This window comes from Variovorax sp. J31P179 (assembly GCF_030316985.1).
Lineage (GTDB): Bacteria > Pseudomonadota > Gammaproteobacteria > Burkholderiales > Burkholderiaceae_C > Variovorax > Variovorax ginsengisoli_B.
Map to the genome: position 1 here is coordinate 39805 of NZ_JASZYL010000007.1, position 25255 is coordinate 65059.

General features: G+C 67.9%; 30 protein-coding genes. 10 read left to right on the forward strand and 20 right to left on the reverse strand.

Annotated elements, in window-relative coordinates; all coding sequences use genetic code 11:
- Nucleotides 1-8 precede the first annotated feature (8 nt).
- The 8 genes from atpD to QTI17_RS19000 form a co-directional block, all read right to left on the reverse strand.
- Nucleotides 9-1424 carry a F0F1 ATP synthase subunit beta gene (atpD, locus tag QTI17_RS18965; RefSeq protein ID WP_286534965.1) on the reverse strand — a complete coding sequence of 472 codons (1416 nt, stop codon included), beginning with the start codon at nt 1422-1424 and terminating at the stop codon, nt 9-11.
- 43 nt (nt 1425-1467) lie between these two features.
- Complete coding sequence (gene atpG, locus QTI17_RS18970; RefSeq protein WP_286534966.1) at nt 1468-2343, reverse strand: F0F1 ATP synthase subunit gamma; 876 nt, start codon at nt 2341-2343, stop codon at nt 1468-1470.
- A 99-nt stretch (nt 2344-2442) separates the two neighbouring features.
- A complete protein-coding gene (atpA, locus tag QTI17_RS18975; protein WP_286535340.1) occupies nt 2443-3996 on the reverse strand; it encodes a F0F1 ATP synthase subunit alpha in 1554 nt (517 codons plus the stop codon).
- 37 nt (nt 3997-4033) lie between these two features.
- Nucleotides 4034-4567 (reverse strand): F0F1 ATP synthase subunit delta, encoded by a 534-nt coding sequence (locus tag QTI17_RS18980; protein WP_286534967.1) that lies wholly within the window; start codon nt 4565-4567, stop codon nt 4034-4036.
- A gap of 7 nt (nt 4568-4574) precedes the next feature.
- Nucleotides 4575-5045, reverse strand: coding sequence for a F0F1 ATP synthase subunit B (locus QTI17_RS18985; protein ID WP_286521901.1), 471 nt, complete (start codon nt 5043-5045; stop codon nt 4575-4577).
- Nucleotides 5046-5125: 80 nt separating this feature from the next.
- On the reverse strand, nt 5126-5389 hold the full coding sequence (gene atpE / locus QTI17_RS18990) for a F0F1 ATP synthase subunit C (RefSeq protein WP_019657641.1): 264 nt from the start codon (nt 5387-5389) through the stop codon (nt 5126-5128).
- Nucleotides 5390-5441: 52 nt separating this feature from the next.
- Nucleotides 5442-6311 (reverse strand): F0F1 ATP synthase subunit A, encoded by an 870-nt coding sequence (gene atpB, locus QTI17_RS18995; protein ID WP_286534968.1) that lies wholly within the window; start codon nt 6309-6311, stop codon nt 5442-5444.
- A 12-nt stretch (nt 6312-6323) separates the two neighbouring features.
- Nucleotides 6324-6821, reverse strand: coding sequence for an ATP synthase subunit I (locus tag QTI17_RS19000; RefSeq protein ID WP_286534969.1), 498 nt, complete (start codon nt 6819-6821; stop codon nt 6324-6326).
- A gap of 173 nt (nt 6822-6994) precedes the next feature.
- Between QTI17_RS19000 and QTI17_RS19005 the strand changes: the two genes are divergently transcribed.
- The 4 genes from QTI17_RS19005 to lipA are packed head-to-tail and all read left to right on the forward strand — an operon-like array spanning nt 6995 to nt 9878.
- Nucleotides 6995-7909 carry a D-amino acid aminotransferase gene (locus QTI17_RS19005; protein ID WP_286534970.1) on the forward strand — a complete coding sequence of 305 codons (915 nt, stop codon included), beginning with the start codon at nt 6995-6997 and terminating at the stop codon, nt 7907-7909.
- Entirely contained in the window at nt 7906-8199 is a 294-nt protein-coding gene (locus QTI17_RS19010) for a YbeD family protein (RefSeq protein ID WP_286521897.1), read from the forward strand. Before QTI17_RS19005 ends, QTI17_RS19010 begins: the two co-directional genes overlap by 4 nt.
- Entirely contained in the window at nt 8196-8876 is a 681-nt protein-coding gene (gene lipB / locus QTI17_RS19015; protein ID WP_286535341.1) for a lipoyl(octanoyl) transferase LipB, read from the forward strand. The genes QTI17_RS19010 and lipB overlap by 4 nt, the downstream gene beginning before the upstream one ends.
- Before the next feature lie 21 nt (nt 8877-8897).
- Nucleotides 8898-9878 (forward strand): lipoyl synthase, encoded by a 981-nt coding sequence (lipA, locus tag QTI17_RS19020; RefSeq protein ID WP_286534971.1) that lies wholly within the window; start codon nt 8898-8900, stop codon nt 9876-9878.
- A gap of 49 nt (nt 9879-9927) precedes the next feature.
- On the opposite strand, the gene QTI17_RS19025 is transcribed toward lipA, so the two are convergent.
- Together QTI17_RS19025 and QTI17_RS19030 are read right to left on the reverse strand one after the other, a co-directional pair.
- Complete coding sequence (locus QTI17_RS19025; protein ID WP_286534972.1) at nt 9928-10497, reverse strand: hypothetical protein; 570 nt, start codon at nt 10495-10497, stop codon at nt 9928-9930.
- 59 nt (nt 10498-10556) lie between these two features.
- Nucleotides 10557-11636 carry a hypothetical protein gene (locus tag QTI17_RS19030; protein ID WP_286534973.1) on the reverse strand — a complete coding sequence of 360 codons (1080 nt, stop codon included), beginning with the start codon at nt 11634-11636 and terminating at the stop codon, nt 10557-10559.
- 172 nt (nt 11637-11808) lie between these two features.
- Here QTI17_RS19030 and QTI17_RS19035 point away from each other — a divergent pair, with 172 nt between their 5' ends.
- From QTI17_RS19035 to QTI17_RS19050, 4 genes are all read left to right on the forward strand, one after another.
- On the forward strand, nt 11809-13353 hold the full coding sequence (locus QTI17_RS19035) for a class I adenylate-forming enzyme family protein (RefSeq protein WP_286534974.1): 1545 nt from the start codon (nt 11809-11811) through the stop codon (nt 13351-13353).
- Nucleotides 13334-14464 carry an SLC13 family permease gene (locus QTI17_RS19040; protein WP_286534975.1) on the forward strand — a complete coding sequence of 377 codons (1131 nt, stop codon included), beginning with the start codon at nt 13334-13336 and terminating at the stop codon, nt 14462-14464. The genes QTI17_RS19035 and QTI17_RS19040 overlap by 20 nt, the downstream gene beginning before the upstream one ends.
- Before the next feature lie 37 nt (nt 14465-14501).
- Nucleotides 14502-15203: an AraC family transcriptional regulator gene (locus QTI17_RS19045; RefSeq protein WP_286534976.1), complete on the forward strand. Its 702-nt coding sequence runs from the start codon at nt 14502-14504 to the stop codon at nt 15201-15203.
- Nucleotides 15204-15274: 71 nt separating this feature from the next.
- Complete coding sequence (locus tag QTI17_RS19050) at nt 15275-16120, forward strand: DMT family transporter (protein ID WP_286534977.1); 846 nt, start codon at nt 15275-15277, stop codon at nt 16118-16120.
- Here QTI17_RS19050 and QTI17_RS19055 read toward each other — a convergent pair whose 3' ends face one another.
- The 9 genes from QTI17_RS19055 to QTI17_RS19095 form a co-directional block, all read right to left on the reverse strand.
- Complete coding sequence (locus QTI17_RS19055) at nt 16121-17152, reverse strand: NADP-dependent oxidoreductase (RefSeq protein WP_286534979.1); 1032 nt, start codon at nt 17150-17152, stop codon at nt 16121-16123.
- Nucleotides 17153-17257: 105 nt separating this feature from the next.
- Nucleotides 17258-18550, reverse strand: a complete 1293-nt coding sequence (locus tag QTI17_RS19060; protein WP_286534980.1) for a HAMP domain-containing sensor histidine kinase — start codon at nt 18548-18550, stop codon at nt 17258-17260.
- Nucleotides 18547-19236, reverse strand: coding sequence for a response regulator transcription factor (locus QTI17_RS19065; protein WP_286534981.1), 690 nt, complete (start codon nt 19234-19236; stop codon nt 18547-18549). Before QTI17_RS19065 ends, QTI17_RS19060 begins: the two co-directional genes overlap by 4 nt.
- Before the next feature lie 31 nt (nt 19237-19267).
- On the reverse strand, nt 19268-19726 hold the full coding sequence (locus QTI17_RS19070) for a DUF4260 domain-containing protein (RefSeq protein ID WP_286534982.1): 459 nt from the start codon (nt 19724-19726) through the stop codon (nt 19268-19270).
- Nucleotides 19719-20177: a Spy/CpxP family protein refolding chaperone gene (locus QTI17_RS19075; RefSeq protein ID WP_286534983.1), complete on the reverse strand. Its 459-nt coding sequence runs from the start codon at nt 20175-20177 to the stop codon at nt 19719-19721. The genes QTI17_RS19070 and QTI17_RS19075 overlap by 8 nt, the downstream gene beginning before the upstream one ends.
- A 118-nt stretch (nt 20178-20295) precedes the next feature.
- Nucleotides 20296-22095: a phosphoenolpyruvate--protein phosphotransferase gene (gene ptsP / locus QTI17_RS19080; protein WP_286534984.1), complete on the reverse strand. Its 1800-nt coding sequence runs from the start codon at nt 22093-22095 to the stop codon at nt 20296-20298.
- Nucleotides 22092-22361, reverse strand: coding sequence for an HPr family phosphocarrier protein (locus QTI17_RS19085; protein WP_286521874.1), 270 nt, complete (start codon nt 22359-22361; stop codon nt 22092-22094). The genes ptsP and QTI17_RS19085 overlap by 4 nt, the downstream gene beginning before the upstream one ends.
- Nucleotides 22330-22785: a PTS sugar transporter subunit IIA gene (locus tag QTI17_RS19090; RefSeq protein ID WP_286534985.1), complete on the reverse strand. Its 456-nt coding sequence runs from the start codon at nt 22783-22785 to the stop codon at nt 22330-22332. Before QTI17_RS19090 ends, QTI17_RS19085 begins: the two co-directional genes overlap by 32 nt.
- Before the next feature lie 63 nt (nt 22786-22848).
- A complete protein-coding gene (locus QTI17_RS19095) occupies nt 22849-23376 on the reverse strand; it encodes a hypothetical protein (RefSeq protein ID WP_286534986.1) in 528 nt (175 codons plus the stop codon).
- 68 nt (nt 23377-23444) lie between these two features.
- Between QTI17_RS19095 and QTI17_RS19100 the strand changes: the two genes are divergently transcribed.
- Nucleotides 23445-23942, forward strand: a complete 498-nt coding sequence (locus QTI17_RS19100; protein WP_286506358.1) for a TlpA disulfide reductase family protein — start codon at nt 23445-23447, stop codon at nt 23940-23942.
- Nucleotides 23943-23951: 9 nt separating this feature from the next.
- Here QTI17_RS19100 and QTI17_RS19105 read toward each other — a convergent pair whose 3' ends face one another.
- A complete protein-coding gene (locus tag QTI17_RS19105; RefSeq protein ID WP_286534987.1) occupies nt 23952-24398 on the reverse strand; it encodes a c-type cytochrome in 447 nt (148 codons plus the stop codon).
- 141 nt (nt 24399-24539) lie between these two features.
- On the opposite strand from QTI17_RS19105, the gene QTI17_RS19110 reads away from it, so the two are divergent.
- Nucleotides 24540-25253, forward strand: coding sequence for a cytochrome b/b6 domain-containing protein (locus QTI17_RS19110; protein ID WP_286534988.1), 714 nt, complete (start codon nt 24540-24542; stop codon nt 25251-25253).
- Nucleotides 25254-25255: the final 2 nt, after the last annotated feature.

Consider the following 25255-nt stretch of genomic DNA (forward strand, 5'->3'; position numbering starts at 1 on the left):
GGGATTCCTTAAGCGACCTTCTTGGCCTTTTCGAACGCTTCGTCGATGCTGCCCACCATGTAGAACGCTTGTTCCGGCAGGTGGTCGGCTTCGCCGTTCACGATCATCTTGAAGCCGCGGATGGTCTCGCTCAGCGGCACGTACTTGCCGGGCGAGCCGGTGAACACTTCGGCCACGTGGAAGGGCTGCGACAGGAAGCGCTGGATCTTCCGGGCGCGGGCCACGGCCAGCTTGTCTTCGGGCGCCAGTTCGTCCATGCCCAGAATGGCGATGATGTCGCGCAGTTCCTTGTAGCGCTGCAGCGTGCCTTGCACGGCGCGGGCCACGTTGTAGTGCTCTTCGCCGACCACGTTCGGGTCGAGCTGGCGCGAGGTCGAGTCGAGCGGGTCCACGGCCGGGTAGATACCGAGCGAAGCGATGTCGCGCGACAGCACCACGGTGGAGTCCAGGTGGGCGAAGGTGGTGGCGGGCGACGGGTCGGTCAAGTCGTCGGCCGGCACGTACACGGCCTGGATCGAGGTGATCGAGCCGACCTTGGTCGAGGTGATGCGCTCTTGCAGGCGGCCCATTTCCTCGGCCAGCGTGGGCTGGTAGCCCACGGCGGAAGGCATCCGGCCCAGCAGTGCCGACACTTCGGTACCGGCCAGCGTGTAGCGGTAGATGTTGTCGACGAAGAACAGCACGTCGCGGCCTTCGTCGCGGAACGACTCGGCGATGGTCAGGCCGGTCAGCGCCACGCGCAGACGGTTGCCCGGGGGCTCGTTCATCTGGCCGTAGACCATGGCCACCTTCGACTCGCCGAGGTTCTCCAGGTTCACGACGCCGGAGTCGGCCATCTCGTGATAGAAGTCGTTGCCTTCGCGGGTGCGCTCACCGACGCCGGCAAACACGGACAGACCCGAGTGCGCCTTGGCGATGTTGTTGATGAGCTCCATCATGTTCACGGTCTTGCCGACGCCGGCGCCGCCGAACAGGCCCACCTTGCCGCCCTTGGCGAACGGGCACACGAGGTCGATCACCTTGATGCCGGTTTCAAGCAGGTCTTGCGAGGGCGAGAGTTCGTCGTAGGCCGGGGCCTTGCGGTGGATCGAGGCGGTCAGGGTCTGGTCGACCGGGCCGCGTTCGTCGATCGGCGCGCCCAGCACGTCCATGATGCGGCCCAGCGTGCCCTTGCCCACGGGCACGGTGATCGGGGCTTGCGTGTTGGTCACGATCAGGCCGCGGCGCAGGCCGTCGGAGGAACCCAGCGCAATCGTGCGGACCACGCCGTCGCCGAGCTGCTGCTGCACTTCGAGGGTCAGTGCGCTGCCTTCGAACTTGAGCGCGTCGTAGATCTTCGGCATCTTGTCGCGCGGGAATTCCACGTCGACCACGGCGCCGATACATTGAACGATCTTGCCTTGAACTGCTTCTGCTTGAGCCATGTCTGCTCCGATAAAAATTTAAATCTGTTGAGGGCCGAAAGGCTCAGACGCCGGCGGCCGCCGCGGCGCCCGAGACGATTTCCGACAGCTCTTTGGTGATGCCTGCCTGGCGGGTCTTGTTGTAGACCAGCTTGAGTTCGTCGATCACGTTGCCCGCGTTGTCGGTCGCGGCCTTCATGGCCACCATCCGGGCGGAGTGCTCGGACGCCATGTTCTCGGCCACTGCCTGGTACACCAGCGATTCGACATAGCGCACCAGCAGCTCGTCGATCACGCTTTGCGCATCGGGTTCGTAGATGTAGTCCCACGAGTGATGGCCCGACTCGGTGCGCAGCGTGTCCGCGGCCAGGGGCAGCAGTTGCTCCACCACCGGCTCTTGCTTGATGGTGTTGACGAACTTGGTGTAGCAGAGGTGCACGGCCGAGACCTTGCCTTCGGCGTAGGCGTCGAGCAGCGCCTTGACCGGCCCGATGAGCTTGTCGAGGTGCGGCGTGTCGCCCAGGTGCGTGACGTGCGAGACGACCCGCGCGCCGATGCGGTTCAGGAAGCCCAGGCCCTTGCTGCCGATGGCGACCGAGTCGATCGTCTTGCCGGCCGCCTGCGCCTCGCGCATCTTGGCGGTCACGGCGCGCAGCAGGTTGGTGTTCAAGCCGCCGCACAGGCCCTTGTCGCTGGTCACGACGATGAACCCGATCACCTTGGCCTCGCTCGTCTTCATGAAGGCGTGCGTGTACTCCGGGTTCGCCTGGCCGAGGTTGGCCGCGATGTCGCGGATCTTCTCGCTGTAGGGGCGGGCCGCGCGCATGCGTTCCTGCGCCTTGCGCATCTTGGAAACCGAGACCATTTCCATGGCCTTGGTGATCTTCTTGGTGTTCTCCACCGATTTGATCTTGCCGCGGATTTCCTTACCAGCTGCCATGGGTACCTCCGCCGAGCCGCCTCAAGGAGGTACGCGCCCCCTCGGGGGGCAACGAGCGAATGCGAGTGTGGGGGCTCATAGCTCTTCCTTGGTCGTCGATCAGGCGAACGACTTCTTGAACGCGGCGACGGCCGTGTTCAGTTCGGCTTCGGCGTCCTTGTCGAGCGCCTTGGACTGCTCGATCTTGTCGAGCAGCGCGCCATGGCTGGACTTCAGGAACTGGTGCAGGCCGTGTTCGAAGGGCAGGATCTTCTTGATCTCGATGTCGTCCATGAAACCCTTGTTGACCGCGAACAGCGTGGCACCCATCAGCGAGATGGGCAGCGGGCTGTACTGGGTCTGCTTGAGCAGTTCGGTCACGCGGGCGCCGCGGTCGAGCTGCTTGCGGGTCGCTTCGTCGAGGTCGGAAGCGAACTGCGCGAACGCAGCCAGTTCACGGTACTGCGCCAAGTCGGTACGGATACCGCCCGACTGGCCCTTGATGACCTTGGTCTGCGCCGACGAACCCACGCGCGACACCGAGATACCGGCGTTGATGGCGGGGCGGATACCGGCGTTGAACAGGTTGGTTTCCAGGAAGATCTGGCCGTCGGTGATCGAGATCACGTTGGTCGGAACGAAAGCGGACACGTCGCCGGCTTGCGTTTCGATGATCGGCAGCGCGGTCAGCGAGCCAGTCTTGCCCTTGACTTCACCCTTGGTGAAGGCTTCGACGTATTCGGCGTTGACGCGGGCTGCGCGTTCGAGCAGGCGGCTGTGGAGATAGAACACGTCGCCGGGGTAGGCTTCGCGGCCCGGCGGGCGGCGCAGCAGCAGCGAGACCTGGCGGTAGGCCACAGCCTGCTTGGACAGGTCGTCATAGACGATCAGAGCATCTTGGCCGCGGTCGCGGAAGTATTCGCCCATCGTGCAGCCCGAATAGGCCGACACGTATTGCATGGCGGCCGATTCCGAAGCGGAAGCTGCAACCACGATCGTGTATTCCATCGCGCCGGCTTGTTCCAGAGCGCGCACCACGTTCTTGATCGACGAAGCCTTCTGGCCGATCGCGACGTAGACGCAGGTCATGTTCTGACCCTTCTGGTTGATGATCGCGTCGATCGCCACGGCGGTCTTGCCGGTCTGGCGGTCGCCGATGATCAGCTCGCGCTGGCCACGGCCGATCGGCACCATCGAGTCGATCGACTTCAGGCCGGTCTGCATCGGCTGGTCGACCGACTTGCGGGCGATCACGCCCGGGGCGACCTTTTCGATCACGTCGGTCATCTTGGCGTTGATCGGACCCTTGCCGTCGATCGGCTGGCCCAGTGCATTCACCACGCGGCCGATCAGTTCGGGGCCCACCGGCACTTCCAGGATGCGGCCCGTGCACTTGACGGTGTCGCCTTCGGAGATGTGCTCGTACTCGCCCAGAATCACGGCGCCGACCGAATCGCGCTCGAGGTTCAGCGCCAGGCCGAACGACGGCGTGCCGTCGGCCGACGGCGGGAACTCGAGCATTTCGCCCTGCATCGCGTCCGACAGGCCGTGCACGCGCACGATGCCGTCGGTCACCGACACCACGGTGCCTTCGTTGCGGATGTTCGCGCTGACGCCGAGGCCCTCGATGCGGCTCTTGATCAGTTCGGAAATTTCTGCGGGATTGAGTTGCATGACTCTTTCCTTCTTTCTTTGTAAGGGGCTGGCGACCTCAAGCGGCTGCCAGCGCAACTTTCATTTGTTCAAGGCGCGCTTTGACGGAGGTGTCGAGCACTTCGTCACCGACCACCACACGAATGCCGCCGATCAGCGACGGGTCCTGCTGGACCGTGAACTGCAGCTTGCGGCCGAAACGCTTTTCGAGCGCGGCGGAGATGTTGCCCAGGGCGGCGCCGTCGATCGGGAAGGCGCTGTACACCACGGCATCCGACGTGCCGCTCTGCGCGCTGGCCAGCACGCGGAACTGCTTGGCGATCTCGGGCAGCGCGGTGAAGCGGCCGTTCTCGAGCAACGCCATCAGGAAGTTGTTCGCCGCAGGCGGCAGCGGCGAACCGTGCGCGGCGGCGACAACGCCGAGCACCTGCTCGGGCGTGGCCTTGGGGTTGTCCGCAAACTGGAGCAACTCGGGATTGGCGGCGATGGCGGCGACGTTGTCGAGCCAGGCGCCGGTTCCGGCGAGGTCCGACGAAGACGCCTTGAACAGCGCTTCGGCGTAGGGACGTGCGATGGTGGCGAGTTCGGCCATGGCGTGATCAGAGTTCGGTCTGCAGGCGGGCCAGCAAATCGGCGTGGACGGCCGGATTCACTTCCTTGCGCAGGATCTGCTCGGCGCCCTTGACGGCCAGCGCGGCGACTTGCTCGCGCAGGGCCTCACGGGCCTTCACGGCTTGCTGCTCGGCTTCGGCGCGGGCGGCCGCAACGATCTTGTTGCCTTCTTCCGTGGCGCGGCCCTTGGCCTCTTCAACGATGGCCTGCGCACGACGTTCGGCATCGGCAAGACGCTGGGCGGACTCGTTGCGCGCCTGGCCGAGTTCGACTTCCACGCGCTTGTTGGCGGCGGACAGTTCGCTCTTGGCCTTGTCGGCGGCTGCGAGGCCTTCGGCGATCTTCTGGGCACGATCGTCCAACGCCTTGGCGATCGGCGGCCACACGTATTTCATCGTGAACCCGACAAGGATCAGGAACACGATCATCTGGACGATCAGGGTACCGGTAATGCTCACTTTTCACCCTCTCTTTGGGAATGAATCCGAGGCCATTCAGCGCGGAACGACATGGGTTCGACGAGAAAGCCTGGACCCGATTACTTCGGCAGGTTGGCGATTTGCGAGAGGAACGGGTTGGCCGTTGCGAACCACAGCGCGATACCGGTACCGATGATGAACGCGGCGTCGATCAGACCGGCCAGCAGGAACATCTTGGTTTGCAGTTCGCCCATCAGCTCGGGTTGACGGGCAGCCGATTCGAGGTACTTGCTGCCCATGATGCCGATGCCGATACATGCACCGACAGCGCCCAGACCGATGATCAGGCCGGCGGCCAGTGCGACAAAGCTGATAACTTCCATGATGACTCCTAGAGGACTTTGGTTGAAGAGAAAAGAAAACGAAAACGAATGATCAGTGGTGATCGTGCGCCTGGCCGATGTAGACCAGCGTCAACATCATGAACACGAAGGCTTGCAGCGTGATGATCAGGATGTGGAAGATGGCCCAGGCCGTGCCCGCGATGATGTGGCCGAGCGCCAGGAAGATGCCGGTGGCGGACAGCGTCCAGGCGCCGCCCATCAGGGCGATCAGCAGGAAGATCAGTTCGCCGGCATACATGTTGCCGAACAACCGCATGCCGTGCGAGACCGTCTTGGCGATGAACTCGATCATCTGCATGGCGAAGTTGAAGGGGTACAGCGCCCAGTGGTTGCCGAAAGGCGCGGTGAAGAGCTCGTGGATCCAGCCGCCCAGGCCCTTGATCTTGATGTTGTAGTAGAGGCAGATGATCAGCACCGTGACCGACATGCCCATCGCCACCGAGAGGTCGGCCGTCGGCACGACGCGCAGGTAGGCATGCTCCGGGTCGTGGCCGGCGATGCCGAAGATCTTGGCCCAGATGGCCGGGAACAGATCGACCGGGAACAGGTCCATCGCGTTGAGCATGAAGATCCACACGAAGATCGTCAGCGCCAGCGGAGCGACGTACTTGCGGCTCTCGACGTTGTGCACGATGCCCTTGGCCTGCTGGTCGACGACCTCGACCAGGATCTCGACCGCGGCCTGGAAGCGCCCGGGAACACCCGAAGTCGCCTTGCGGGCGGCCCGCCACAGGATCCAGCAGCCCAGCACGCCGAGCAGGATCGAGAAAAACAGCGAGTCGAAGTTGAAGACGGAGAGATCGGCCACACCTCCAGGCTTGGAGCTTTGCAGGTGCGTCAAGTGGTGAACGATGTATTCACCAGCGGTCATACCGTGTTCCGCAGCGTTTTCAGCAGCCATCCGTTACTCGTCTCAAAGTTTCAGGCGCCTCGGGGCCAGCATCACCGCCACCCAAGCCGCCTTCATTGTCACCACCAAGCCCACCAGCATCGCCGGCCAGCTCAGTTCCGAAATCAGCCTTGGCGCGGCGATCAGCATCGCCACCGTCAAGGCCATCTTGACCATTTCCCACAAGAAGAACCCGAACACCGCAGTGCCCGGATTCAGGGATGCAAAACGTCCGGTGAGCCCCCGTGCGAACACCGCCGCCGGAATGACCACCGCCAGCGCGCCGTATCCGGCGGACCACCCCAGATTTTGCCTCCCTGTCAGACCCCAGGCAGCCAATGCCACCAGCAGCCCCCCAACGACCTGAATCGCGATCACCCGCCAGGGCGAGATCAGCGGCTTCAGTTCGCGCAGCCGCTGGGCCTCTTCGGCGGTCAGCGGCTTGAACTCTTCTTCCGGACCGTCGCCATCCTCGGGATCCTCGGGGACCTCTTTCGATGCACTGCGGGCGATTGTTTTCATTTCGAATGAAGCCCGGATGACGAACCAGAATTTCTACAAAGCCATTGATTATAAGTAAAAACCCATGGCGTTCCGCCAGCCCACACGGATGCGGAGGAAAAGTTCCCCGGTCCGGCGCCGGGGCGCTCCGAACCCGCTTGGGAAAGCTCTGCGCGCCCCCACCATAATTCTCCATGCACCCGATCGCCCACGCCCTCCCGGACAACCTCTGCTACCTCGACGGCAGTTATACGCCGCTGCGCGACGCCAAGATCAGCGTGCTCGACCGCGGCTTCATTTTCGGCGACGGCGTCTACGAGGTGGTGCCGACCTACGACGGCCAGCCCTTCTGCTTCGACCTGCACATGGCACGGCTCGAGCGTTCGTTGGCCGAACTCCAGATTCGCAATCCGTTGTCGCTCGCGCAATGGCGCGAGATCGCGATGCGGCTGGTCGACGCCGCGCCGCCGGACCAGCGCGCCGGCATGCAGGGCATCTACATCCAGGTGACGCGCGGCGTGGCGCCGCGCGACCATGCGATGCCGCAGGGCCTCGCGCCCACGGTGTTCGTGATGGTGAACCCCATGAAACCGGTCGCCGACGCGGTGCGCGCCCAGGGCGTGGCCTGCGTGAGCGCACCCGACTTCCGCTGGCAGAAAGCGCACATCAAGGCCACCAGCCTGCTCGGCGCGGTGCTGGCGCGGCAGATCAGCGTCGAGGCCGGTGCCGCCGAGACGATCATGTTCCGCGACGAAGGGCTCAGCGAGGCCTCCTCCAGCAACGTCTGGGTGGTGAAGGACGGCATCGTCAGCGGACCGCCCAAGGACCAGCTGGTGCTGGCCGGCATCCGCTACGGCCTGATCGAGCAGATCTGCGCCGACGCCGGCATCCCGTTCACGCTCCGCCGCATCGCGCGCGAGGAGGTGTTCGGCGCCGATGAACTGCTGCTGTCCTCCGCCAGCAAGGAAGTGCTGCCGGTGGTGACGCTCGACGGCCGCACCATCGGCGCCGGCCGCCCCGGCCCGATCTACCAGGCGCTCTACGCCGGCTACCAGCAGGCCAAGGCCCGCAGCACGCAACGACAAGGATTTCAAGGAGTGCCCGCATGACCCAAGCCCCCGACACCCCGATCGACGCCCGCAAGGAATCGCTGATCGAGTACCCCTCCCAGTTCCCGATCAAGGTGATGGGCGCGAAGGCCGATGGCTTCGTGCATGCCGTGACGCTGATCGCCGAGCAGTTCGACCCGACGTTCGACGCCACCACCATCGAGCTTCGCAACAGCAAGGCCGGCAACTACCTCGGCGTGACCATCACCGTGACCGCCACCAGCCGCGAACAGCTCGACGACATCTATCGCGCGCTGTCGAGCCACCCGATGGTGAAGGTGGTGCTCTGACCCCAGCGCTCGCGCCGACGCTGCTCGGCCGCGTCGACTACGCCCCGACCTACGCCGCCATGCAGCAGGCGACGCAGGCGCGCAGCCCCGACAGTCCCGACCAGCTGTGGCTCTGCGAGCATCCGCCGGTCTACACCCAGGGCCTGGCGGGCAAGGCCGACCACGTGCTGAACCCGGGCCCGATTCGCGTGGTGCAGACCGATCGCGGCGGCCAGGTGACCTATCACGGCCCGGGCCAGGTGGTGGCCTACCCGCTGATCGACCTCAAGCGGGCCGGCTACTACGTGAAGGAATACGTCTACCGGATCGAGGAGGCCGTGATCCGCACGCTGGCCCATTTCGAGGTCACGGGGCACCGGGTGGCCGGCGCACCCGGCATCTACGTGCGGCTGGACGACCCGTTCTCGCATGCGGCGCTCACTGGCCCGCAGCATCCCGCCGACCCTTTCCGGGGCCTGGGCAAGATCGCCGCGCTCGGGATCAAGGTCAGCCGCCACTGCACCTACCACGGCGTGGCGCTCAACGTGGCGATGGACCTGGAACCCTTCACCCGCATCAACCCTTGCGGCTACGCAGGGCTTGAAACCGTCGATCTTTCTACAATCGGCGTTCGAACAACCTGGGACGAAGCCGCGCAGGTGCTTGGCCGCAAGCTGGCCGCCTACCTCGCGCCCTGAGCCCCGTCAAAGAGAGTTGCCATGAGCACCGTCGAAGTCGTCCGCGACGCACAAGGCCCCGAAAACTACAACCCGCTCGCCAAGCAGAAGGCCGCGGCCAAGCTGTCGCGCATCCCGGTCAAGGTGGTGCAGGGCGAGGTGCTCAAGAAGCCCGAGTGGATCCGGGTCAAGGCCGGCTCGCCGACCACCCGCTTCTACGAGATCAAGCAGATCCTGCGCGAGAGCAACCTGCACACGGTGTGCGAGGAGGCTTCGTGCCCGAACATCGGCGAGTGCTTCGGCAACGGCACGGCCACCTTCATGATCATGGGCGACAAGTGCACCCGGCGCTGCCCGTTCTGCGACGTCGGCCACGGGCGGCCCGACCCGCTCGACACCGACGAGCCGCTGAACCTGGCCAAGACCATCGCCAGGCTGCGCCTGAAGTACGTGGTGATCACCAGCGTCGACCGCGACGACCTGCGCGACGGCGGCAGCCAGCACTTCGTCGATTGCATCCGCAACATCCGCGAGCTCTCGCCGACGACGCAGATCGAGATCCTGGTGCCCGACTTCCGCGGCCGCGACGACCGCGCGCTGGAGATCCTCAAGGCCGCACCGCCGGACGTGATGAACCACAACCTCGAGACTGCGCCGCGCCTCTACAAGGAAGCGCGGCCGGGCAGCGACTACCAGTTCAGCCTCAACCTGCTGAAGAAGTTCAAGGCGCTGCACCCCGACGTGCCGACCAAGAGCGGAATCATGGTCGGCCTCGGCGAGACCGACGAAGAGATCCTGCAGGTGATGCGCGACATGCGCGCCCACGACATCGACATGCTGACCATCGGCCAGTACCTGTCGCCCAGCAACAGCCACCTGCCGGTGCGCCGCTACGTGCATCCCGACACCTTCAAGATGTTCGAGGAAGAGGCCTACAAGATGGGCTTCAGCCATGCGGCCGTCGGCGCGATGGTGCGCTCGAGCTACCACGCGGACCAGCAGGCGCACGCCGCGGGCGTCTAGGGCGAAGGACGAGGGTCCGGTCGCGCGCCGCGATCCTCGAGCTGCATACCTATTGGAGCGAGGCCGATGCAGGCCGACCCTCGCAGGGCACCACCGCGCTCGCGCGGCTGAGCAGGTGGCGCTGCTCGCGCTTGCCCTCGAGCAGGCCCTCGGCTTCGGCGCGACGGAAGGGCCGGAGCTCCACAGCGCCTTGTTCCAGGACGCCCGCGAAATAGGTCTTGCCGCCTTCGAGGCTGACACGGGTCGCCGGCCGCGCCTTGCCCCGGTACAGGGGTGCGTCGCCCACGTAGGCCTCGATCGAATGATCGCCGGGGGCCACGCACAGGCGGGTCCAGCCGTTGGGCAGCAGGGCGCCATGGAACTCACCGTCCACGTAGACATGCGCGCCGAGGCCGCGCTTGTCGACTTCGGCATCCGGTGCCGCGCCGCGGAAGAGAATCAGCTGGGCCTGGTGCGACGCAACTGCCGGCACCGGAACGTAGACCGGCCCATCGTCGCGCGGGCCGCTCCGCGCGGATGCAGCCGGCGCGGCCGCCAGGCACAGCAGCGACAGCACCGAAGCAAGGAACCGGCGGCCGGCGCCCCGGCGCGCAAGAGAAGGAATGGATTTCGAATGCATGAGAAGACGCAAGAAGCTCGAAGGAGCCTCTGCGGGATTCAAGAAGGTTGAAGTTCCGCCTACAGGATCGCGACCTGCACCCGGTCTTCGACCAGTAGCTCGGCTGTGCCTGCCAGGTTGGTGTAGACGTTGTAGGTCACGCCCCCGACGGTGGCCGCGCCATGGTTGCTCCAGCCGTCGGTCACGCCGTCGAGAAGATCCACCTCGCCTTGCGCGCCGTTGACCACCATCTGCGTCCTGCCGTCTTCCAGCACCACGTCGGGCTGTCCGTTGGCCAGCACATCGCCCGCCTTCAGCGCCAGCGTGTTGTGGCCCGCGCCGAGGTCGAACCTCTCGATGTGCTGCACCTTCGAGCCCAGTGCCGAGAGGTCGAGACGCATGTCGCTGCCATCCAGCACCAGCGTGTCGATGCCGCCACCGCCGTCCAGCCGGGAGAAGTCGGTCGCGGTGATCCTCATCAGATCGTCGCCCGAGCCTCCGTCCACCTCGCTGCCCGCCTGGACGTCGAAGACGAGGCCTGCGAATTCGCCGGTCTCCGTGACGAGGTGGCTGAGGTCCTCGGTGGCAGGGGCGTCCGCCTCGGGTTCGAGCGGCGCCGACGGCGCCGGTGCGTCCCCGGCGGGATGATCGACCCCATCGGGGCCGCGGCCACCGAAAGCCCCGCTCAGGCCGAGCCCCGCCAGCCCGCCCAGCAGCGCCAGCGGCGCGAAGCCGAAGCCGCCGTCCTGGCTGTCCGCGATCAGAGAGGGTGCGCCGGCGCCGTGGGATTCGCTGCCCAGGCCCAGTGGCAGTGGCTCGCCTTCGGCCAGATCGAAGATCTCGCCGCCATCGGTGGGCACGTAGGAGTGCAACCGGCCGTCCTCGGCGCCGCCGAAGAGACCCTCGACATCCGACCCGGAGAAGTCGTCCTCGAGGATCAGGCCCGGACTCGATTCGCCTTCGAGCGCGATATGCAGAGCGTGGCCGACCCGGGTCGCCGTGACGTTTTCGGGCCCGAACCCATCGTCATGGCCCTGGAGCAGGTACTTGACCTTGGGCTGGACCTTGATCCGGGGGGCTTGGCCGTGCAAGGCAAGGTCCTGGACGACGTTCCTGCCGTCGCCGCCCTGGACCACCACCCTGACCTTCTTGGAAGACATGAAACTCCTGGAAAAACAGCTGATTGAACTCGACCGAACGCAGGATGCTAGGGGTCGGAGAGAGGCAAGGAAATCAGAAAAGTCGTAATCGCACCCGCCGCCCTCCACGGGTGCGACGCGTAAGATTGCGCAGCCCTTGCGGCCACCGCTGATCCATTGAAGCCACCGAAAAATGAGCAACTTCGAAGCCGCCATCCAGCGCGATTTCGGCCTGATCGCCGAACTGATCTCCATCCATGCCCAGCAAGCGCCCGAACGGCCCGCCCTGGCCGACGCCACGCATGAACTGAGCTACGGCGCGCTCGACACCTTGATGGACCGCATCGCCGCCAGCCTGCAGCGCGACGGCCTGGCGGCCGGCGACTCCATCGCGATCTGCGCCGCATCGAGCGTGAACTACGCGGCCGTGTTCCTGGGTGCACTGCGCGCCGGAGTCGCGGTCGCGCCGCTCGCACCCGGCTCCACACAAGCCAGCCTCGCGCGCATGATCGAGGATGCGGGCGCGCGCATCCTGTTCGTCGACCAGGCGGCGGCCGAGGTGATCGGGCCGGCAGCGCCGGGCGCCATCCCGCGCCTCGCGCTCGACGGCTCGGCCGCCGGCGGCGACTTCGAGGCCTGGCTCGCACCAGCGGGCGTTCGGCCCGCCGCGGTCGAGCTGGAGCGCTCGTCGCCCTTCAACATCATCTATTCCTCCGGCACCACGGGCGAGCCCAAGGGCATCGTCCAGGGCCACGGCATGCGCTGGGCGCACGTGCAGCGCGGCGCCAGGTACGAGTACCGCCCCGAGACGGTCACGCTGCTGTCGACGCCGCTCTACTCCAACACCACGCTGGTCGTGTTCTTCCCGACCCTGGCCTTCGGCGGCTGCGTGCTGCTGATGCCGAAGTTCGATGCGGCGGCGTATCTGAAGCTCGCCGAAAGCCGCCGCGTCACGCACACCATGCTGGTGCCGGTGCAGTACCAGCGCCTGATGGCCCGGCCCGATTTCGGATCCCACGATCTGACGAGCTTCCAGTACAAATTCAGCACCAGCGCGCCCTTCAACGCGGCCCTCAAGGCCGACGTGCTCCAGCGCTGGCCCGGCGGACTGATCGAGTTCTACGGCATGACCGAAGGCGGCGGCACCTGCATCCTCGAAGCCCACCTGCACCCCGACAAGCTGCACACCGTCGGCCAGCCGGCCGAGGGCAGCGACATCCGGCTGATCGACGAGGAAGGCCGCGAGGTGGCGCGCGGCGAAGCGGGCGAAGTGGTCGGGCATTCGGCCGGCATGATGGTCGGCTACCACCGTCAGCCCGCCAAGACGCGCGAGGCCGAATGGTTCGACCCGAGCGGCAAGCGCTTCATCCGCACCGGCGACGTCGGCCGCTTCGACGACGACGGCTTCCTGACGCTGTTCGACCGCAAGAAGGACATGATCATCAGCGGCGGCTTCAACATCTACCCGAGCGACCTCGAGACCGTGGTGCGGGCCCATCCGTCGGTGGCCGATGTCGCGGTGGTCGGCGTTCCGTCGGAGCAATGGGGCGAGACGCCGGTGGCCTTCGTGGTGCGCCGGGCCGGCGACGACACGGCCGCCGACACGATCCTGCAATGGACCAACGACCAGCTCGGCAAGACCCAGCGCCTGGCTCGCCTGCAGTTCATCGACGAGTTGCCGCGCAGCGCGATCGGCAAGGTGCTCAAGCGCGAACTGCGTGAACTCGTCGCGCGCTGAACCCACCTCGGAGGCCGCGCCCCACGAAGGCGGCGGCAACGGCCTGCTCTGGGTGCTGATCGCCGCGGCCGTCCTCTTCGCCCTGGTCCGGCCGCGCGCACCGATGGACTACCTCCGGCTGGTCGACTGGCAGACCATCGGGGCATTGGCCGGGCTGCTGGCGATCACCCAGGGCGTCGAGCGCAGCGGCATGCTGCAGGCCGCCGCGGCGCGGCTGCTGGCGCGCACGGACGACCTGCGCAGCCTGGTGCTGCTGCTGGCCGCCAGCGCGGCCGTTCTGTCGGCCCTGGTGACCAACGACGTCAGCCTGTTCCTGCTGGTGCCGCTCACGCGGGTGCTGGCGACCCAGGCCCATCTGCCGCTGGCACGGCTGGTGGTGATCGAGGCGTTGGCGGTCAATGCCGGCTCGGCCCTGACGCCGATCGGCAACCCGCAGAACCTGTTCCTCTGGCATCGCTCGGGCGAGAGCTTCCTCTCTTTCGTGGCCATGATGGGCCCGACCGTGGGGGTGATGCTGTTCTGGCTTTTCGCGGCGATCTGGTTCGGCGTGCCGCGGATCCCGATCGCGCTCAAGCCATCGACCGAAGCGGCGCCGGTGCAGCCGCGGCTGCTGGCGCTGTCGGGCCTGCTGTTCGTCGGCTTCGTGATCGCGCTCGACCGCCACTGGCTTCTGGCCGGCCTCGGCGTGGTCTTCGGCGCCTTCCTGCTGCTGCGCCCGCGGGTGCTGCTGGGCGTCGACTGGGCGTTGCTGGCCATCATCGCGCTGATGTTCGTGGACCTGCGGCAGCTGGCCGAACTGCCGGCGGTGGCGACCCTGCTCGGCGGCCTGCCGATCGGCGAGGGCTGGCGCGCCTACCTGGCGGCGATCTTCACCTCGCAGTTCATCAGCAACGTGCCCGCCACGATCGTGCTCGATCCCTTCGTGCACGACCTGCCGGCCCTGGCCGCGGGCGTCAGCGTCGGCGGCTTCGGCTGCGTGCTGGGCTCGCTCGCCAACCTGATCGCGCTGCGGCTGGCGAAGGTGCCGAACGGGCTGCGCGAATTCCATCGCCTGAGCATCCCGTTCCTGTTGGTGTGCGGCGCCTCGGCGCTGCTGCTGCGGCTGGGGTGACCGGGCCGCATGCGCGGGAGAAAATCCGTCGACTTCCATGGACACCCCGGACTCCACATCGCTGGGACTTTCGCTGCGGCGCTACGGCGCCTCGCGCGGCAGCCACGCGCACGACCATTTCCAGGTTCTGATCGGCATTGACGGCGTGCTCGACCTGGAAGTCGAAGGCCGGGGCCGCCGCGTCGGCGCTGGCGAGGGCTGGGTGGTGACGCCCGGCGACCGGCACGATTTCGAATCGAAGGACGGCAGCCGCTGCCTCATCCTCGACACCGCCCAGGACCTGTGGGCGCAATGCGCCGGCCGCGCGCCGCTGGCACCGCAACTGCTGGCGCTGGCGCGCTATCTGGCGCTGTGCGTTTCAGCGCCCTCGACCTCGGCCTCCGCCCTGCACCATGCACCGGCACTGCTGCTCGAAGCCTGGGGGCCGATCGTGCCGAATGGCCGCCGTCGCGCGATCGACTGGCAGGGTCTGTCGGACTGGGCGCGCAGCCGCTGGCATCGCCCGCTCGGCGTCGCGGATCTCGCAGCCGTCACTTGCCTGAGCCCGAGCCAGTTCGCGCAGCGCTGCCGCGACGAACAGGGCGTGAGCGCGATGCACTGGCTGCGCGCGCAACGGCTGCTGCATGCGCGCCAGTTGCGCGATCGCGGCATCGGCGTCGCGGAAGCCGCCCGCAGAACAGGCTATCGATCGCCGTCGGCGCTGACGGCAGCGATGCGGCGTTCGGGCAGCGCGCGCTGAAGCCTCGAACCCTCGTCGCGCGACGACGTCCCGTCGATTCGCGACGATCGCAGCGCTTAAGCTCGGCGGCCATGTCGTCGACCCTCCATGCCCTCGCCGCGATCGCCCTCTGGGCGACGCTGGCCTCGCTGGGCACCTCGCTTTCGCACCTGCCGCCCTTTCTGCTTACCGGGCTCGCGCTGGTGATCGGCAGTGCGATGAGCTGGCCGCTGGCGCTGCGCGACCGCAAGGCCTGGGCGATCCCGCCGCGCACGCTGGCGCTCGGCGTCTACGGCCTGTTCGGCTTCCACTTCCTGCTCTTCATCGCGCTGCGCCATGCGCCGCCGGTCGAGGCCAACCTCGTCAACTACCTCTGGCCATTGTTCATGGTGGTGCTGGCGCCGGTGCTGCTGCCCGGCATGTCGCTGCGTCCGCTGCACGTGCTGGCGGCGCTGCTGGGTTTCGCCGGCGCGGCGATCGCGATCCTCGGCGCGCGCGGCGGCGCCGGCGCGGCGGGCGCGAGCTCGTACTGGGGCTTCCTGCCGGCGCTGGGCTCGGCCTTCATCTGGGCCAGCTATTCGCTCTGGACGCAGCGCGTGCCGGCCTTCCCGACCACCGCGATCGGGCTGTTCGGCCTGCTGTCGGGGGCACTCTCGCTGGTCTGCCATGCGCTGCTCGAACCTTCGGTCACGCTGTCGCCGCGCGACTGGATGCTGGTCGTGCTGTGCGGGCTGGGCCCGCTGGGCGCCGCCTTCTTCTTCTGGGACCTGGCGCTCAAGCGCGGCGATGCGCGGCAGATCGGCATCCTGAGCTACCTCACGCCGCTGGCCTCGACCGCGCTGCTGATGCTGGTCACCGGCCGGGCCCTCAGCTGGAGCATCGCACTGGCCGCGGTGCTGATCATCAGCGCCGCGGTGATGGGGACGCGGGCCCGCTGATCAGTCGCTGACCTTGAGCACCAGCTTGCCGAAGTTCTCTCCCGTGAAGAGGCGGGTCAGCGCCTCCGGGAAGGTGTCGATGCCCTCGACGACGTCCTCGCGGCTCTTCATGCGGCCGTCCTTCAGGTAGCCCGACAGCTCGGCCACCGCCTCGCCGTAGCGGTCGGCGTAGTCGAACACGACGATGCCCTGCATCCGCGCGCGGTTGACCAGCAGGCTGAGGTAGTTCTTCGGGCCCTGCACCGGCGTCGTGTTGTTGTACTGGCTGATGGCGCCGCAGATGATGATCCGGGCGCCGCGCGCCAGCTTCGCCAGCACCGTGTCGAGGATGTCGCCGCCGACGTTGTCGAAATAGATGTCGACGCCTTTCGGGCAATGGGCCTTCAGGCCTTCGCGCACGGCCGAAGGCCCGGCCTTGTAGTCGATGCAGGCGTCGAAGCCGAGTTCCTTCACGACCCAGTCGCACTTGGCGGCGCCGCCGGCGATGCCGACCACGCGGCAGCCCTTGATCTTCGCCAGCTGGCCCACGGTCTGGCCGACCGCGCCGGCGGCCCCCGACACCACGACGGTCTCGCCAGGCTTCGGTTGGCCGACGTCCATGAGGCCGAAGTAGCCGGTCATGCCCGGCATGCCCAGCACGTTGAGCCACTGGCCGATGGTGCCGGCGCGCAGGTCGATCTTGACCAGGCCGTTGCGCTTGATCTCTTCCTGCGGGATCAGCGCGTACTGCTGCACGCCGAGCGTGCCGTACACGGTGTCGCCGACCGCGAAGGCCGGGTTGTGCGAGGCCACCACGCGGCCGACCCCGCCGGCACGCATCACGGCGCCGATCTCGACCGGCGCGATGTAGCTCTTGCCTTCGTTCATCCACCCTCGCATCGCCGGGTCGAGCGAGAGCGACAGGGTCTGGACGAGAACGCCGCCTTCGGCCGGTTCGCCGACCGGCTCGTCGGTGAACTGCCAGTTGTCGCGCGTCGCGGCGCCTTCGGGTCGCTTGGCCAGGCGCACCTGGCGATTGGTGAGGGTGCTCATGCGCGGGTCTCCTTGGGGTGTCTGATGCCGGCGCATCGTAGACCCAAGCCGCCCGGCGGCCGGTTGCGCAGGCGACAACGCCCGGTCGCTTTCAGCCGAGCGACTTCATGCGCCAGGCAGCCAGACGCTGACCGCCAGCCCCGGCTGTGCATTGCGCACCGCGAGCCTGCCGCCGTGCGCCTCCGCCACCAGCCGGCACAGGTACATGCCGAGGCCGACACCGCCGGTGGCGCGCTGGCGCGCACCGTCGGTGCGGTAGAAGGGCTCGGTCAGGTGGACCAGCTGCGCCGGATCGACACCGGGCCCGAAGTCGCGCACTTCAAGTTCGATGCCCGAGTCGCCACGGCGCAAAGCGATGCGCGGCGGCTGGGCCGCGCCGGCGCCGTGGCGCAGCGCGTTGTCGAGCAGGTTGCGCACCAGCACCTTGAGCCGCGAACGGTCCAGCGCCAGGGCCGGGAGGCCCTCGGCCAGGTCCGCGGCCACGCGGCTGCCCTCGGGATGCTCGGCCACCACCTCGCGTACCAGCGCCACCAGGTCGACCGGCTCGCGCTGCAGCGCGGCATGCGGGCTGGCCAGCCGCTCGCTCTCGAGCAGGTCGCTGATCAGGTCACGCATCTCGGCCAGGTCGCGCAGCAGCGCGGCGCGCTCGGCCGCGCCCTCGGGCGTCGCCGGCAGCAGCTCGGCATTGAGGCGGGCCCGGGTCAGCGGCGAACGCAGTTCGTGGCTCAGCGCCAGCAGCAGGCCGCGCTTGGCATCGAGCATGGCCTGGATGTCGTGCGCCATGGTGTTGATGCGCTGCGCCAGGTCGCCGAGCTCGTCGCGACGGCGCAGCGGGATCGGCGTGTCGAAGGCGCCGCGGCCGAAGCGCTCGGCGCCGGCGCGGATGTCGTCGAGCGGCCGCAGCAGCTTGCGGACATAGGCATAGGCCAGGGCGATCAGGGCCAGCAGCAGGGCCAGCGTGATCCAGCCGATGCCCTGGGGCTCGCGCTGCCAGGGCAAGGTGCCGATGCCGAAGCTCACGCGATGGCCATCCGCCGTGGTGCGGCTGAGCCAATCGCCGCGAGGGCCGAAGCCGAAGCGATGGCTGTCGGGGTGCGAATCCCAGTTGACGGCCGGCCCTTCGATGCGGATCGAGATCGGCAGCCGTTCGACCAGCGCCTGGGCACGGGCGACATCGGGGGGCGTCCCGAGTTCGGCCACGATCCGGTCCATGTAGTCGGCCACGACCGGCCGGGCAGCGTCGCGCCAGCCGGTCGAGAAGGCCCGCTGCGCGCCGCCGAGGAACACCGCGGTCATCGCCAGCGCCAGCAGCACGAACACCACGATCAGGCGCACCCTGAGCGAATGCCGCAGGCTGTGGCGCCAGCGGCGCGAGCGCCTCGGGCCCGCCGGCCTCACGGCGGCGTGCTCCGCCCGACGGCCAGGGCGTAGCCGGCATTGCGCAGCGTCTTGATGCAGTCCAGCGGCTCCAGCTTCTTGCGCAGCCGGCTGACGACGATGTCGACCGCGCGCGTGTAGAGCTCGGCCTCGTGGCCGCGCAGACGGTTCAGGATCTCGTCGCGGCTCCAGACCCGGCCGGGCGGGTCGGCCAGCAGTGCCAGCAATTCGAATTCGGTGCCGGTCAGTTCGATCCGCTCGCCGTGGCGCAGCACTTCGCGCTTGTCGAGGTCGATCGCCAGGCCCTCGAACAGCCGCTGCTGCGGCGCCGCAGCGGGAGGCGCCACGGCGCGCCGGCGCCGCAGGATGGTCTGGACGCGCGCCACCAGCTCGCGCGGCTCGAAGGGCTTCGGCAGGTAGTCGTCAGCGCCGATCTCGAGGCCGACGACCCGGTCCATCACGTCGCCGCGCGCCGTCAGCATGACGATCGGGATGTCGCTCTCCCGGCGGATCTCGCGGCACAGCGCGAAGCCGTCCATCTCGGGCAGCATGACGTCGAGGATCGCGGCGTCATAGTGCCCGGCGCGCAGCTTCGCCAGGCCTTCGCTCGGCCGGCTGGCGCTGTCCAGCGCGAAGTCGAAGCGCGCGAAGTAGCTCGCCAGCGGGGCACCGAGGTGCTCGTCGTCGTCGATCAGGAGGATGCGCATCCGCTGCATTTTGGCCCACCGCCTGCGCCGCTCACCAAGGGTCCGCGGGTCCGAGACGGCCGAGGTGGGTGTGGCCGAAGCCGCTCGCGTACTTGAACCCGTAGCCCAGCATCCGGTCGAAGCCGATGTGGGCGCACCAGACCAGCCCGAGCGCCAGCGCCACCGGCTGGCCGCCCAGGCCGCCGAGCGCCAGCAGCGCCACCGGCCCCAGGTAGGAATGGGCCGCGTTGTAGGCCGCCGCGCCCTGGCGCGGGCCGGCGAGGTAGCCGAGCCACGACAGGTCGGGCAGCAGGAACATCAAGGCGAAAGAGCCCCAGCCGGCGCCGAGCTGCGAATAGCCGGCCAGCGAGGCCGCGAGCACGACCAGTCCTTCGAGCCGCAGCAGCAGGCGCACGCCACCACTGGCGGCGCCTGCCGCCGGCACCGCATCGGATTCGGCCGGTCTCGGACGGCGCCCGGCCGCCCCCCAGGCGACAGGGGCCTCAGCCACGGCGCCCCCAGCGCGGACGGTCCATGAAGTCACGCACCTTCTGCTGCTGGGCCGGGTTCAGGTTGTCGAAGAAATCCGCCGCCGCGGCGATCACCTCCGGACTGCCCGCCTGCACCGCGGCCGTCTTGTCGTCGACCAGCTGCTTCGCCCGCGCCTGGTCGAGCTTGGCGCCGGCGAACAAGCTGCGGAACTCGGCCCGCGGGTCGCCGCCGCCGCGCAGCGCCGCCCGCTGCGCCTGCAGCTTCTCGGCCAGGACAGTGAGTTTCTGCCTCTGGGCGGCGTCGAGTTCGAGCTTGCTGCCCACCCGTTCGACCATCCGGGCCCGGAATTCGGCCCGGTCCTGCCCGGAGCCGCTCCAGCCGTAGCGATGGCCGCCGCATCCGGCCAGGCTGCCGGCCAGCAGGGCGGCACCGGCGATGCCGAAAAGAGATCGTTTGAACCAGCGTTTCATGAGAGTCTTCCTTCAGAGGGGATCGGGGTGATCCGGAAGACTCGATGGTCGGCGCGGGGCCCGCCGAAGTCCTTTCGCGGCGGTTTCGGCGTGTTTCGTTTTATTGCAGCGGATCTGGCTAGGTTCGCACCAGCGCCGCCGCCGGGTTCTCCGACTCCAGCACCTCCTGCGCCCAGGCTTCGAGCTTGCTGGTGTCGGCCCGCAGCACCTCCTGCTTGACCGCCAGGATCTGCGAGGGATGCATCGAGAAGCTGCGCAGCCCCAGGCCCAGCAGCAGCCGGGTGAAGACGACGTCGCCGGCCATCTCGCCGCAGACGCTGACGCCCTTGCCCTGGCGCCGGCACTCGGCAATGGTCTCGGCCACCAGGCGCAGCACCGCCGGGTGGGCCGGGTCGTAAAGGTGCGCGACCGATTCGTCGGCACGGTCGATCGCCAGCGTGTACTGGATCAGGTCGTTGGTGCCGATCGACAGGAAGTCGAAGTACTTCAGGAAGGTCTTGAGCGTCAGCGCGGCGGCCGGGATCTCGATCATCGCGCCCAGCTTCACATGGCCGTGCACCGCCCCGCGGTTGTCGAGTTCGGCGCGCGCGAAGTCGATCAGCGACAGCGTCTGGCGGATCTCGCTGACGTGCGCCAGCATCGGGATCAGCAGGTGGATCTCGCCGTGCGCCGCGGCCCTGAGGATGGCGCGCAGCTGGGTCAGGAACATCGCCGGATCGGCCAGGCTCCAGCGGATCGCCCGCAGGCCCAGCGCCGGATTCAGGTGGTAGTCCTCGCGCTGCTGCTTGCCGTCCAGCGGCTTGTCGGCGCCGACGTCGATGGTGCGGATCGTCACCGGCATGCCCTTCATGCCGTCGACCGCGCGCCGGTAGGCCTGGTACTGCTCCTCCTCGTCGGGCAGCCGCGCGAGGTTGTGCGCCTCGCGGCCCATGAACAGGAACTCGCTGCGGAACAGGCCGACGCCGACCGCACCGGCCTTGACCGCGCCGATCGTGTCCTCGGGCATCTCGATGTTGGCCAGCAGGTCGACCCGCTGGCCATCCAGGGTGACGGCCGGCTTGTGGCGCAGCCGCGAGAGCCGGCCGCGTTCGAGGTCGCCCTGGCGCTGCTTGAAACCGTACTCGGCGAGGATGATCGGCGACGGGTCGACGATCATCACCCCGGCATCGCCGTCGATGATGACCCAGTCGTCCTGGCGCACCAGCTGGCTGGCGCTGCGGGCGCCGACCACGGCCGGGATGTCCATGCTGCGGGCGATGATCGCGGTGTGGGAGGTGCGGCCGCCGACGTCGGTCACGAAGCCCGCGAACACGCTCTTCTTGAACTGCAGCATGTCGGCCGGCGACAGGTCGTGCGCGATCAGCACCAGCGGCGCATCGAAGGCATCGCCGGCGATCAGGTCGTGGTGATCGTCCTCGTCGGCGGTGCGCTTGCGCCGCGGCGGCGTCGGCGCCAGCACCGCCGCCGTGCCCTTCATGCGGTGCAGCAGCCGCTCGACGACCTGCTCCAGGTCGGCCTTGCGCTCGCGCAAGTATTCGTCCTCCATCTCGTCGAACTGGCGCGCCACCACTTCGAGTTGGGTGGTGAGCGCCCACTCGGCGTTGTAGAGCCGCTCGACGATCCAGTGCTTGACGCCGCCCGTGAGCACCTCGTCCTGCAGCAGCATCTGGTGCACTTCGAGCAGGGCCGCGAGTTCGTGCGGCGCGTCGTTGGGGCCCATCAGCGCGACGTTGGCCTGCAGCTTCAGCAGCTCTTCGGCCACCGCGTTGCGCGCAATGCGGACCCGGTCGATCTCGGCTTCGATCTGTTCCGGCTTGATGAAGTAGTGAGCCACGTCGATGCGGCTCGAAACCACCAGCACCGCCCGCCCGATGGCGATGCCTCGGGCAACGGGAAGGCCGTGGACGACGAAGGTCACTCGCCCTCGCCGAATTTGTCGTTCATGAGGGCGACGATGGCATCGAGCGCCTCCTGCTCGCTGTCGCCGATCGTCTCGACGTCCACCGTGACGCCCATGCCCGCGGCCAGCATCATGACGCCCATGATGCTCTTGGCGTTGACGCGGCGGTCGCCGCGCGACAGCCAGACCTCGCACGGAAAGCTGCCTGCGAGCTTGGTGAGTTTGGCCGAGGCGCGCGCATGCAGGCCCAGCTTATTGCTGATGGTCACGGATGTCTTGGTCACTGTGCTTTCTTCTTGCCTGGTTCTGCGGCGCCGCCACGGCCACCTGCATGACGCCGGCCGTTCCGCCGGTGACCGCCCGCTGCACCAGCGTGTCGAGGGGCTCGTTGCGGTAGCTAACCGCGCGCAGCAGCATCGGCAGGTTGACCCCCGCCACGAGACGCGAGCGGACGCCATCGACCAGCTTCTGCGCCACGTTGCAGGGAGTCGCGCCGAACACGTCGGCCAGCACCAGCACCTGGGACCGCGGGGCGGCCTGGATCTGGGCCAGCATGATGCGGGCGGCGGCGAGGGTTTCGTCCGGCGATACGTTGGGCAGCACGTCGAGCGCGACGATCGACGCTTCGCTGTCGGGAAAGACATGCAGCGCGCACTGGCGCAGCGCCTGGGCGAGCGGCGAGTGGGCGATGATGAAAATGCTGGTCATGCGGATCGGTGGGCGGTCTCTCGATTATGCGGGGGCGGGCTCGTCAGGCAACCTCGGTACGGCTCATGGCAGGCGCAAGCCCTCGAAGAAGGTGGGGAGCGCCTCGGCCGACGACGGCCTGCCGAGCACGGTCGCCTGGTAGAGCGAGACGCCGTCCGGGCGCTGTTGGGCGAACCACAGCACGTGCAGCCCGCCGGCCTCGGGCGTGTCGAGCCGCACCGGTGGCGGCGCGGAGGCCGCCCGCGGCAAGTCGGCCGGGCGCTCGGTCGCCGGGGCCCCGGCCAGCTGGCTGCGCGTCGCCGCCCGCCAGGCCCGGGCCCAGCCTTCGGCCTGCGCCGGGCTGCCAGCGACCGCATGGGCCACCGCGAAGGTGGCGCCGCCGGCCTCGCAGCCGGCCATGTCCACCGTGACCGCCTCGACACCCAGCGGCAGCGCGCGGGTCGCCCGGTCCGGCTTGCAGGGCAGCAAGACGATGACGCCCTCGCTGCCGATCGGCACTTCGCGCCAATTGAAGGTCGGGCTGCAGCCGGCGAGCGCACCGGCCAGGGCCAGAGCCAGGGCGGCGGCGTGGGAACGGGTGGACAGGGGCATCGGGAGATCGATTATCGAACTGCCGCCGATCGGAACTAAAATCCGGCGGCCCGCTCCATCCCTTGCCCATGAAAAAAGTCATATCCGCCGCCGCTGTCGCGCTCGCCCTGGCGGTCGGGGTCGGCGTCTACCTGAACACCGGCGTCTCGGCGGCGCCGGCCTCGACTTTCGTGCTGCTCGACGGCAGCAAGAAGAGCACCGAGGACCTCAAGGGCAAGGTCACGCTGGTCAATTTCTGGGCCACCAGCTGCGTCACCTGCGTCGGCGAGATGCCCAAGGTCATCGCCACCTACGACAAGTACAAGGGGCGCGGCTACGACACGCTGGCGGTGGCCATGAGCTACGACCCCCCCAGCTATGTGGTCAATTTCGCCGAAACGCGCAAGCTTCCGTTCAAGGTCGCGATCGACAACACCGGCGCCGTCGCCAAGGCCTGGGGCGATGTCCAGCTGACGCCCACCACCTACGTGGTCAACAAGCGCGGCGAGATCGTCAAGCGCTATGTCGGCGAACCCGACTTCGCCGAACTGCACAAGCTGATCGAGAAACTGCTCGCCGAAGCGTAGCCGCGGTATTCAACGGCTGCGGAAAGTGTCGTGGCAGGTCTTGCAGGTCTCGCCGACGCTCGACACCGCGGCTTTGACGGCGTCCAGGTTGCCGGCCTTGGTGGCCGCTGCGAGCTTTTCCGTCTCGGTCATCAGGCGCTCGTTGAGTTCCTTGAACTTGGCCTGTTCCTTCCAGATGTCGGGTTTGGCCTTGCCGCCCTCGGTGCCCGGCCCGAAACCGGCCCAGGGCAGCTTCGAGATCATCGCCACCACCTCCGCATTGGCGGTCGCGGCCGCCGCGTCATAGGGGACCCGACCGCTCGCCATCGCCGCAACCCGGCCCAAGTGCTGGTTCTGGATGAACATCGCGCTCTGGCGGTACTTGATCGCATCCTCGGGCTTGGCGAACTGCGCAGACGCCGGCAGCGCCAGCGCGAAAGAGGTGGCCGCCAAGGCCAGCAGGGCTGAATTCTTCATTCGTGGGACCTTCTTCTGGGCGCGGGCGATGCCGCCGCGCCAGTTTAGGGATTTGCCGCCGCATACGACTAGAGACAACCCGCAGGTCGCGGAACCCCGGAAGTTTGCTAATCTGCGCCTCCAGCCGCTTCTTTCCGACCGATGACCGCTTCCATCCCGGCCCAGGCGCAGCGCGCGGGGCTGGACGCCAGTCCCGCCACGCAGACCCGCATCTGGGACCTCCCGACGCGCGTGTTCCATTGGGCGCTGGCCGTGGCCGTGATCGCCCAGATCGCGACCGGCTTCGGCGGCGCCATGGAATGGCATTTCCGGATCGGCTACGCGCTGCTGGCGCTGCTGCTGTTTCGCATCGCCTGGGGCTTCGTGGGCGGCCGCTGGTCGCGCTTCTCGTCCTTTCTCTATTCGCCGCGCTCGCTGCGCGACTACCTGCGAGGGCGGGCCCCTCCCGACCATCTGGTCGGCCATTCGCCGCTCGGCGCGCTGTCGGTGTTCGCCCTGCTTCTGCTGCTGGCGGTCCAGGTCGCGACCGGCCTCGTGTCCGACGACGAGATCGCCGCCTCCGGGCCGCTGGCGCAATTCGTTCCCGGCGCCATCGTCAGCGCAGCGACCTATTGGCATGCAATGATCGGCAAGTGGATCGTGATCGGCCTGGCCAGCCTCCATGTGCTGGCGGTGCTGTTCTACGTGGGCGTCCGGCGCCAGCGGCTGGTGCGGCCGATGATCACCGGCGACAAGCGGCTCCCTGACGGCGGCACGGCGCCGAGCCGCGACGACGCCGCCTCGCGCCTGCTGGCGATGGCCGTGTTCGCGGCCTGTGCCGCTTTCGCGACCTGGATTGCGTCGCTGCGTCCATGAAC

Coding starts and splice junctions, on each gene's coding strand:
- atpD (WP_286534965.1), bottom strand. CDS start 1,424: ATGGCTCAAGCAGAAGCAGTTCAAGGCAAGATCGTTCAATGTATCGGC.
- atpG (WP_286534966.1), bottom strand. CDS start 2,343: ATGGCAGCTGGTAAGGAAATCCGCGGCAAGATCAAATCGGTGGAGAAC.
- atpA (WP_286535340.1), bottom strand. CDS start 3,996: ATGCAACTCAATCCCGCAGAAATTTCCGAACTGATCAAGAGCCGCATC.
- QTI17_RS18980 (WP_286534967.1), bottom strand. CDS start 4,567: ATGGCCGAACTCGCCACCATCGCACGTCCCTACGCCGAAGCGCTGTTC.
- atpE (WP_019657641.1), bottom strand. CDS start 5,389: ATGGAAGTTATCAGCTTTGTCGCACTGGCCGCCGGCCTGATCATCGGT.
- atpB (WP_286534968.1), bottom strand. CDS start 6,311: ATGGCTGCTGAAAACGCTGCGGAACACGGTATGACCGCTGGTGAATAC.
- QTI17_RS19000 (WP_286534969.1), bottom strand. CDS start 6,821: ATGAAAACAATCGCCCGCAGTGCATCGAAAGAGGTCCCCGAGGATCCC.
- QTI17_RS19005 (WP_286534970.1), top strand. CDS start 6,995: ATGCACCCGATCGCCCACGCCCTCCCGGACAACCTCTGCTACCTCGAC.
- QTI17_RS19010 (WP_286521897.1), top strand. CDS start 7,906: ATGACCCAAGCCCCCGACACCCCGATCGACGCCCGCAAGGAATCGCTG.
- lipA (WP_286534971.1), top strand. CDS start 8,898: ATGAGCACCGTCGAAGTCGTCCGCGACGCACAAGGCCCCGAAAACTAC.
- QTI17_RS19025 (WP_286534972.1), bottom strand. CDS start 10,497: ATGCATTCGAAATCCATTCCTTCTCTTGCGCGCCGGGGCGCCGGCCGC.
- QTI17_RS19030 (WP_286534973.1), bottom strand. CDS start 11,636: ATGTCTTCCAAGAAGGTCAGGGTGGTGGTCCAGGGCGGCGACGGCAGG.
- QTI17_RS19035 (WP_286534974.1), top strand. CDS start 11,809: ATGAGCAACTTCGAAGCCGCCATCCAGCGCGATTTCGGCCTGATCGCC.
- QTI17_RS19045 (WP_286534976.1), top strand. CDS start 14,502: ATGGACACCCCGGACTCCACATCGCTGGGACTTTCGCTGCGGCGCTAC.
- QTI17_RS19050 (WP_286534977.1), top strand. CDS start 15,275: ATGTCGTCGACCCTCCATGCCCTCGCCGCGATCGCCCTCTGGGCGACG.
- QTI17_RS19055 (WP_286534979.1), bottom strand. CDS start 17,152: ATGAGCACCCTCACCAATCGCCAGGTGCGCCTGGCCAAGCGACCCGAA.
- QTI17_RS19065 (WP_286534981.1), bottom strand. CDS start 19,236: ATGCGCATCCTCCTGATCGACGACGACGAGCACCTCGGTGCCCCGCTG.
- QTI17_RS19075 (WP_286534983.1), bottom strand. CDS start 20,177: ATGAAACGCTGGTTCAAACGATCTCTTTTCGGCATCGCCGGTGCCGCC.
- QTI17_RS19090 (WP_286534985.1), bottom strand. CDS start 22,785: ATGACCAGCATTTTCATCATCGCCCACTCGCCGCTCGCCCAGGCGCTG.
- QTI17_RS19095 (WP_286534986.1), bottom strand. CDS start 23,376: ATGCCCCTGTCCACCCGTTCCCACGCCGCCGCCCTGGCTCTGGCCCTG.
- QTI17_RS19100 (WP_286506358.1), top strand. CDS start 23,445: ATGAAAAAAGTCATATCCGCCGCCGCTGTCGCGCTCGCCCTGGCGGTC.
- QTI17_RS19105 (WP_286534987.1), bottom strand. CDS start 24,398: ATGAAGAATTCAGCCCTGCTGGCCTTGGCGGCCACCTCTTTCGCGCTG.
- QTI17_RS19110 (WP_286534988.1), top strand. CDS start 24,540: ATGACCGCTTCCATCCCGGCCCAGGCGCAGCGCGCGGGGCTGGACGCC.